This window comes from Paratractidigestivibacter sp. (assembly GCF_052362415.1).
GTDB lineage: Bacteria > Actinomycetota > Coriobacteriia > Coriobacteriales > Atopobiaceae > Paratractidigestivibacter.
The window spans coordinates 1-1,695 of record NZ_DAWEMK010000208.1 but is presented as its reverse complement, the minus strand read 5'-3'; the positions used below and the strand labels follow the sequence as shown (position 1 = coordinate 1,695).

At 65.6% G+C, this 1,695-nt stretch carries 1 protein-coding gene and 1 pseudogene; both read left to right on the top strand.

What is annotated here, in order from left to right; translation table 11 throughout:
• Positions 1 to 1,221, top strand: a 1,221-nt coding sequence (gene ssnA, locus ACT84W_RS10990) for a putative aminohydrolase SsnA (RefSeq protein WP_444329251.1), incomplete at its 5' end; no start/stop codon positions are given.
• 143 nt (positions 1,222 to 1,364) lie between these two features.
• A pseudogene (locus ACT84W_RS10985) lies at positions 1,365 to 1,695 on the top strand (putative selenate reductase subunit YgfK); the annotation flags it as partial.

Genomic DNA, 1,695 nt, shown 5'->3' with positions numbered 1-1,695 from the left:
GTCGGCGCCTCCTATGTCGACGCCCACGGCGGCGTGATCATGCCGGGCCTCGTCAACTGCCACACGCACATCTACTCCGGCCTCGCCCGCGGGCTGGCCATCAAGGGCTGCAACCCCACGAACTTCCTCGAGAACCTCGAGCAGCAGTGGTGGAAGATCGACGACAACCTCACGCTCGACGGCACCCGCGCCTCCGCGTACGCCACGATCCTGGATTCGCTCCGCGACGGCGTGACCACCATCTTCGACCACCACGCGAGCTTCGGCGAGATCCCCGGCTCTCTGTTCGCCATCAAGGACGTCGCCGAGGAGCTCGGCATCCGCTCTTGCCTGTGCTATGAGGTCTCCGACCGCCGCGGCACCGAGAAGCGCGACCAGTCCATCAAAGAGAACGCCGATTTCGCCCGCTGGGCGGCCGATGCCCGCAAGGACGGCAACCACATGGTCGCCGCCATGTTCGGCGGCCACGCCACCTTCACGCTCTCCGACGAGACGATGGACATGATGGCCGAGGCCAACGACGGGCTTACCGGCTTCCACATCCACGTCTGCGAGGGCATGAACGACGTGTGGGACTCCCGCCTGAACCGCGGCGGCATCAGCCCCATCGAGCGCCTGCTCCAGCACGACCTGCTCGGGCCCGACACCATGCTCGGCCACTGCATCCACGTGACCCCCGCCGAGATGGACATGATCAAGGAGTCCGGCACCTGGCTCGTCAACAACCCCGAGTCCAACATGGGCAACGCCGTGGGGTGCGCCCCCGTGCTCGAGTTCTTCCGCCGCGGCATCCCCGTGTGCATGGGCACCGACGCCTACACCCACGACATGCTCGAGTCCCTCAAGGTCTTCCTCATCATCCAGCGCCACAACGCGGCCATGCCCAACGTCGGCTGGTGCGAGGACATGGACATGCTCTTCAAGAACAACCCCGCCATGGCCACCAAGTACTTCGGCCGCGAGATCGGCAAGCTCGCCCCGGGCGCCGCTGCCGACGTCATCGTCATGGACTACAACCCGTTCACGCCCTTCTCGGACGAGAACATCGACGGCCACATGCTCTTCGGCATGATGGGCAAGAACTGCCGCACCACCATCGTCAACGGCAAGGTCCTCTACAAGGACCGCGAGTTCGTCGCCTTCGACGAGGAGAAGATCAACGCGTGGACCATGGGCGAGGCAAAGAAGCTCTGGGGCACGCTGAACGAGCGCGAGTACTAAACCGTTACCTTTGCCGGCGGGAGGAAGGGCTTCTTCCCGCCGGTCTCGCGGCCTCCGCGGGGCCGCAGCCGTCGCGTCTAGGGGGACGCGGCACTAAACCCGCCCTTCCGCGCGGTCTCGGAGGGGCAAGGAGAGGAGCTCGTATGAGCGACATCATGAGGCCGATCCCGTTCGCGCAGCTTATGGACTGGATCCTCACCGAGCACGCCGAGAAGAAGAGCATCTTCGGCGTCCGCAAGATCGTGCGCCACGAGGGCGGTGCCGACCCGATCTTCGCCGAGAAGATCGAGACCCCGTTCGGCCCCGCCGCCGGCCCCAACAGCCAGCTCGCCCAGAACATCATCGCCTCCTACGTCGCGGGCGCCCGCTTCTTTGAGCTCAAGACCGTCCAGGTCATGGACGGCGAGGAGATAGCAAAGTGCGTCGCCAAGCCAAGCAGCTTCGCCGAGTACGCGTGGTACAACGGCGGGGGGG